Origin of the sequence: Paraburkholderia lycopersici, from assembly GCF_900096975.1 — a bacterium.
GTDB lineage: Bacteria > Pseudomonadota > Gammaproteobacteria > Burkholderiales > Burkholderiaceae > Paraburkholderia > Paraburkholderia lycopersici.
Genome location: NZ_FMYQ01000043.1, coordinates 35310 through 41515 on the forward strand (window position 1 = coordinate 35310; position 6206 = coordinate 41515).

Consider the following 6206-nt stretch of genomic DNA (forward strand, 5'->3'; position numbering starts at 1 on the left):
CCGACTCACAGCGGATCCCCAGCCAGGCGTCCGTCGCCCCTAAATCCTGAAAACCGCAACCCCCGCGTGCAGCTTCGTCGCCTGGTCGTCCAGCGACTGCGCCGCCGCGGCCGCCTGTTCCACGAGCGCCGCGTTCTGCTGGGTCACTTCGTCCATCTGCGTAACCGCCTGTCCCACCTGGTCGATTCCCTTGCTTTGTTCGTCGGTGGCCGCCGCGATCTCGCCCATGATGTCCGTCACGCGCTTGATGCTCGCCACAACCTCGCCCATCGTGCTGCCCGCCTGATCGACGAGCTTCGTCCCGGCCGCGATGTTGCTCACCGAGGTTTCGATCAGCGTCTTGATTTCCTTGGCCGCCGCGGCCGAGCGTTGCGCGAGCGTGCGCACCTCGGTGGCCACCACGGCGAAACCGCGGCCGTGCTCGCCCGCGCGCGCCGCTTCCACGGCGGCGTTCAGCGCGAGGATGTTGGTCTGGAACGCGATGCCGTCGATCACGCCGATGATGTCGGCAATCTTCTCCGAACTGCCGTTAATGGTCTCCATGGTCGAGACCACGTCGCCCACCACGTTGCCGCCCTTCACGGCGATGGCCGCCGACGCCTGAGCGAGCCCGTTGGCCTGGCGCGCGTTCTCCGCGTTCTGCCGCACCGTGCCGGTCAGTTGCTCCATGCTCGCCGCCGTCTCCTGAAGCGAGGCGGCCTGCTCCTCGGTGCGGCTCGACAGGTCGACGTTGCCGGCGGCGATCTGCTTCGAGGCCGTACTCACCGCTTCCACCGAATCCCGCACGGCCGTCATCACGTCCGCGATGCGGGACATCAGATGGTTGAAGGCGTTGGCGGTCTGGCTGATTTCGTCGTTGCCCAGAGCGGGGGCGCGCTTCGTCAGGTCGAGCGATTCGCTCGCCTGCTGCAGGGTCCCCTGGATGCCGGCCAGCGCGCGCTGGATCGAGCGGGACAGGAACAGGTTCCAGCCGACCACCACCGCCATCGCCACCAGCAACACCGCAATCACGGTCCACACCGCGTTCGTGCTGGTGCGGCTGGCGAGTTCATCGGCTTTCGCGGCCCGATTGTCCGCTTCGCGGATGATCTCTTCGATCGAGACGCTCAGCGGCTGGAAGTCGGAGTGGTAGAGCGCGACGATCTGCGTGTTGGCCGCCTTGGGATCCTGGGCGGCCAGTTCGATCAGTTGCCGTGACTTCTGGTCGTATGCGTGCCACCGGGAGCGCACCGCGGCGAGCCGCGCCTGCTGATCCGGGGAATTGAACAGCGGCGCAATGATCTCGGCCCATTTGTCGATGTTGTGTTCCGCGTCGGTGAAGATATTTTTGGTGTCGTCGGAAGTCGGATCGAGTTCCACCGTGGAGAGCGCGCTCGCCTTGATTTCGGTCAGGCCGCGTATCTGCTTTTCCCGGCGGTGCGAGGACGCCTGCGCGTCGTTCACCGCATTGAATCCGAACGCCGTCACGACGATGCCGCCTCCGATGGCGATCAGTGTGACGAGCAGCATAATCCGGAGCTTTAACTTGATTGACATGATGAGCCGACGCGAAGCCTTGACAAATTGCAGACAAAAATACCCAAATGCAGGCTTTGTTAACGGCTTATGTAACACGCATCTTTAGCTGGAAATGGCCGAGGCTGTGTAAAAACGTCGAGGCCGACAGGTCAATAGCGCACCTGCGAGGGCGCGTCTTCCTGGCGCCACGTTTCCCGCAACCAGCCTTATGTCGTCATGCCAGCGGATGTGGAAGACGCGAGATCACGCGCCTGCCAATTTCATCGCCAGCATCGCCTTCGCGAATCCCATAATCCTGATGACATGCCGATCGCCGGGATTGCCGGTATAGGTGACGACGGGGTGATGCGTTTTCCCGCTCGTCGCGACGACTTCGGGATCGTTGATCTTCAGCATCGCGAGCGAGTAGCCAGGCATGGAGTCGGCGTGGCCGTCGAGCTTCCGGCCGAACGTTGCAAGTTGCACCCGTTCGAGCTGTAGCTGCCATAGGAAAACAGGTACTCGGAGAATGTCTGATCGGTATCGGACATGGTGAGTGTGGTAACGGATGCGGAGGTAGCCGGGTCTGCAATCGCGTATGCTCCGACTGAGGAGGCAGCCCGACTCGGACTACTCATGGAGTGCAGGGATGGCTCAGAAATCTTTGAATCGATGCTGAGAATGCGCGCGGGCTCTCGATCATCATGAGGTGACCGCAGCGATCAAGCTTCTCGTGACCGGCGCACTGTCTTAAGGCCCAGTCCGGAACATTCCACCCATCGCGGGAACGCTCTCCTGAAAGCAGATACACCGGTCGACTCTGGAAAACCTGGTTTAAAGCGGCGAGATAGTCCGCGCTGCCGGTTACCTCCACAACGGATCGCCCCATCGCGCGCAGAGTTGAAGCAGGTTGATGTTTCAGCCAGCGTGTCGCCACTTCCTCCATATCGGGTGTGGCATCGGCGATGGCGCCGCGCAGCCATCGAAGCGGGTCGGCCCTGAAACTTTCCAGCATCACATCTGCCTCGCCTGGTGTCATCCGTCCCACCGACGCAGACCAGAATGCATCATCCAGCGTGAAGTTTCCTTCGACATTGACAATTCGACGAACACGTTCGGGATAAGCGTGCGCGAATAGCATCGCGATTGCGCCTCCAACGGAATGCCCGACGAGATCAACGACCGTCGCACCGATGTGAGCGTCTATGAACGCCCGGATATGCTCAACCTGCGCAGGAAGAGAAATCTGGTCGAATGGAACGGATCGATGGCCGCCATACCCCAGCAAATCCGGAGCAGCGTATGCAGCTTCGAACGCGCTTACGTCAAGTGTGCCGATGAAGCCATGTACGAAGATAACGGGTGGACAGCGGCTCATGCGGTTCCCCTTTTTGTTGGCCCATACCTGGGAGCAACGTCAGTTCAGCGAAGCTCGTCAAGTTCGAGATTGCCACTCATTTTAAGAATGATGACTTTAATTATCCATGTAATATCTTAATAAAGTTGAGCCAGTCAACATCGCTCGTGTGGCACCCATTTCCCGCCAGGATGAGGTTGACCTGAGACGGATCGTGTAGCCAAACGGCAAGTGAGTTCCCTTATCCTGGCGGCAAGGAGAACTCGATGAAGAAGCGCCACACCGACGAACAGATCATCCGCATCCTGCGGGAAGGCACTTGCCACCGCGACCGTCTGCCAGCGTTCGCATCTCCGCCAGCCTTACGGCGCGGCGTTCCTGTTTCGAGCAGGCAGCACACCAGATGCCGTTGCGCACCCTCGCGGGGGACGTGACCCATTCGTGCCCCGCCGCGCAGCTTGCCTGTGATTTTGGCGTAACTGCTGGAAAGGCACTGCCCGCCATACCGCGCAGCCAGGGCCTGCATGTCGTCCATGGTCCGCCTGCGGCTGTCATGCCCACACGCCAGACACCACGAACCGCAAACGCGAATGCTGGCGGGCGCGGCCTCCCACATATGACTTTGCTCACATTGCCAGCGCAGTTTGCTGCGGCTGTTCACGTAGGTATCGGAGAAGCATCTGCCGCCGCGTTCACGGGCGAGTGCGCGCATTGCTGGGAGCCACGCCTCGCCATGCTTCTCGCGGGCGCAAGTCGCACACCACTTGCCCTGACCCACATTAAACGGCGTTGCCTCCCACTCGTGGCCTCGCGCGCACCGCCAGCGCAGCTTCGTGCGTGCGCTCGCATATTCCGCAGACAGGCAACACCCGTTATGTGCCTGCGCCATCACATGCATGTCCTCGATGCTCAGGCGCATTCCTTTCGCGCGCAAACCGGACACCTGCCATCAACAACTCCTTTCGATATTTCTGGAATCGCCCAGCCCGGGCAGGGCACTTGATGCTTGAGGTCGGCTGCCCCCCCAAGGGTGCCATGACAGCCTTGTCTCACAGTCAAAGGGAACACAAGCGCGCTAATCCCCAACGCTCGCCGGAACACTCGCGATCAACGTACAGCCGCATTCCGAATGATGTCCATGCAGCGCGACCTGTTTGCCCCCGATCGTGAACGTTGGATGGGCCTCGATGATTTTATTCACCCCATGCGGGCGGACGTCAGGATACTTTTCCAGGCAATCGACTAGATCATGGAGGCGAGCTGTTTTTCTTCCGTCAATCGTATGAAGCTCTGATCCCGTAATGACCTTGCCGCCATGCGAGGTCGAATCCTCAACAACGATGATCTGTAAACGCCACATTAGCAAATGTTTAGATTCGCCTTAATTTTAAATAACTACGCCACGAATGCCAGGTATGGTGTCACGCTGATCAATCGCCGTCTTGATCTGGCTCCTGCGCTGGATACGATGGATATGCGATCGATATCCGGCTCTTGATAAAGCGAATGCGCGAACTGTATGCATCGAATAGACATGCCCGCGTCTCGCATTTATTGCGCACGTTCTTTAGCCAGTCCAGTTGCCCCTTTCTCACAGAGTCCTCATAAGAAATCTCCTTGGAATCGGTGAGCAGCATGCCGACATAGCCGCGATTGACTGTCGCATCCAGCTTAACAAGTTCCGGGTTATTGCAAATCAGGTGTTCAACTTTCATGCTTGCCATTTTGCAATCAAAATTCTGCTCGGTATTCGCTGGAGCATGTGTTTGACGCTCAAACAGGTATGCCCAGGAGCCGTCGAGCAACACCATTTCGTCTGGCGACTTATAGACAGTGGCGTAGCGCAGCCCCAGGCAGAGCGGTTCGTCGGCGTCGGCGAGAAGGTAGGTATCGGTCAGCATACCGCCATTCGCATGGAACTTAGCACTCAGGAACGCATTGAATTTATCGCGCGAGCCAAACGAGTGCGAGATGATCGGATCGACATAAAAGCTTATTCGTTTGTTGACCTTCACGCTGCAACTGCTACCCGTCTCGTGATAAACGAATATGTTGCCATCGAATGTGAGGAATCCAGCCGTCACCGGATTAACTGGAAACGATAGGTGGTGAAAATCGCGTCCCTGCTCGAATTGCGCTGCGCCGGTCATTCGAAAAACATCTTCGGCTGCTGAGCAAGTTGGCAGCAAGAGCGCAGATATCAGAATAGCCAACCACGACTTGAGTAGTTTGATTGCGCGAATATACATATTTAGTTCAGTGATTCGAATTGTAAATATTTTGACAGAACATGTCGTGCTCCCGTTCACGACGGGTCTTGTTTTCAATATCCAAGAATTCAACGGGGGCCCCTGTGTAGTCACCGCTGTTCAGTTTGCGACATAGACTGGGAGCTTTGCCGAGACCGCCCATGTTATAGGCGAGCGATACCAGCGCATCGTATTCGTTCTGATAGAGAGGTACGCTGATCGCGTTCTTTACGCGGCCCTCGAACACTGCAACATCTTGGTCGAACAGCGCCCGCGCTTCCGTAACAGTGATCATGCTTGACATCGCGACGTAGCCGTTTGCCTTGCAACTGCTTTCGCCGATTAGATGACCCCAGCCGACGGTGCAATAGCCCTTGCTGTCGTCATAATAATAGGTGTGTATTTTACTGCCGTCATAATAGACTCCTTCCCAACCCTTGATAAACTCCTTGCCCGGCTCAGAGATATGCAATTGCGCAATAGGAATCCGCTGGCCAGTGGGCTGCAACGGGAGCGCGTCAAGGAAGGTCGCCCTGTACCCTTCCTGCAGAATCGATAGCGAATCAATCAGGTCCGCGCGTCGCTGAAATGGCGCAGCCATCGAGGATCCGTTCAGCCTCGAATGAACATCGAATCCGAGGGAGCCCGAATATGCATTCGAAATGCAGCATGGACACATTTTGACTCCCTACTACGTGTAGCGGCGTGCCGTTTGGCTTTAGCAGTGTGCCGCTTAGAGCAAGGATCTGCCCTTGGCTAACTGTGTCTCCAACTTTCACCGTGATCGACGATTGCTTAACTTCGCCATACAGGGCAATGAATTCACGACCGTCGAAGGTCTTGTGGTGGATGCTGATCTGCCACGTATCGCAGTAGAAAAATTCGCACTTTATGACAATACCAGGCGCAATTGAGACGATCGGCGTAGCGGCCTTCACATACAGGTCTCGCGCGGCATGTTTGCGGCCTCCCGCTCTGTTCGCACCGAATCTTGCCTGGTCGTGTCCTCCACTGTGCAGTTGCTTGGTCCACGTGTAATCGCACGACTGAGTGCCGTAGATGCCGCCTTCGTCATTGAGCGGCCGGGTCTGGATCGGGAAGAT

General features: G+C 57.8%; 8 protein-coding genes. All 8 read right to left on the reverse strand.

Annotated elements, in window-relative coordinates:
- Positions 1-39: 39 nt before the first annotated feature.
- Positions 40-1509 (reverse strand): methyl-accepting chemotaxis protein, encoded by a 1470-nt coding sequence (locus tag BLU17_RS34340; protein ID WP_281247874.1) that lies wholly within the window; start codon positions 1507-1509, stop codon positions 40-42.
- Positions 1510-1761: 252 nt separating this feature from the next.
- Positions 1762-1935, reverse strand: a complete 174-nt coding sequence (locus BLU17_RS34480) for a hypothetical protein (protein ID WP_342713884.1) — start codon at positions 1933-1935, stop codon at positions 1762-1764.
- A 196-nt stretch (positions 1936-2131) separates the two neighbouring features.
- A complete protein-coding gene (locus BLU17_RS30240) occupies positions 2132-2875 on the reverse strand; it encodes an alpha/beta fold hydrolase (RefSeq protein WP_092005817.1) in 744 nt (247 codons plus the stop codon).
- A 220-nt stretch (positions 2876-3095) separates the two neighbouring features.
- Positions 3096-3389, reverse strand: coding sequence for a hypothetical protein (locus BLU17_RS33395; RefSeq protein WP_176929236.1), 294 nt, complete (start codon positions 3387-3389; stop codon positions 3096-3098).
- A 540-nt stretch (positions 3390-3929) separates the two neighbouring features.
- Positions 3930-4214: a PAAR domain-containing protein gene (locus BLU17_RS30245; protein ID WP_092005820.1), complete on the reverse strand. Its 285-nt coding sequence runs from the start codon at positions 4212-4214 to the stop codon at positions 3930-3932.
- 70 nt (positions 4215-4284) lie between these two features.
- Positions 4285-5103 (reverse strand): lysozyme inhibitor LprI family protein, encoded by an 819-nt coding sequence (locus BLU17_RS30250; RefSeq protein WP_092005823.1) that lies wholly within the window; start codon positions 5101-5103, stop codon positions 4285-4287.
- Between the two features lie 7 nt (positions 5104-5110).
- Positions 5111-5704, reverse strand: coding sequence for a lysozyme (locus BLU17_RS34085; RefSeq protein WP_245747083.1), 594 nt, complete (start codon positions 5702-5704; stop codon positions 5111-5113).
- Positions 5667-6206 (reverse strand): M23 family metallopeptidase (locus BLU17_RS34090; RefSeq protein ID WP_245747084.1); only part of this gene is annotated, 540 nt, incomplete at its 5' end. The genes BLU17_RS34085 and BLU17_RS34090, both read right to left, overlap by 38 nt.

Excerpts from the sequence above, each read along its gene's own strand:
- BLU17_RS34480 (WP_342713884.1), bottom strand. The coding sequence starts at position 1,935 with ATGCCTGGCTACTCGCTCGCGATGCTGAAGATCAACGATCCCGAAGTC.
- BLU17_RS34085 (WP_245747083.1), bottom strand. The coding sequence starts at position 5,704 with ATGGCTGCGCCATTTCAGCGACGCGCGGACCTGATTGATTCGCTATCG.
- BLU17_RS34340 (WP_281247874.1), bottom strand. The coding sequence starts at position 1,509 with ATGCTGCTCGTCACACTGATCGCCATCGGAGGCGGCATCGTCGTGACG.
- BLU17_RS30250 (WP_092005823.1), bottom strand. The coding sequence starts at position 5,103 with ATGTATATTCGCGCAATCAAACTACTCAAGTCGTGGTTGGCTATTCTG.
- BLU17_RS30245 (WP_092005820.1), bottom strand. The coding sequence starts at position 4,214 with ATGTGGCGTTTACAGATCATCGTTGTTGAGGATTCGACCTCGCATGGC.
- BLU17_RS33395 (WP_176929236.1), bottom strand. The coding sequence starts at position 3,389 with ATGGACGACATGCAGGCCCTGGCTGCGCGGTATGGCGGGCAGTGCCTT.
- BLU17_RS30240 (WP_092005817.1), bottom strand. The coding sequence starts at position 2,875 with ATGAGCCGCTGTCCACCCGTTATCTTCGTACATGGCTTCATCGGCACA.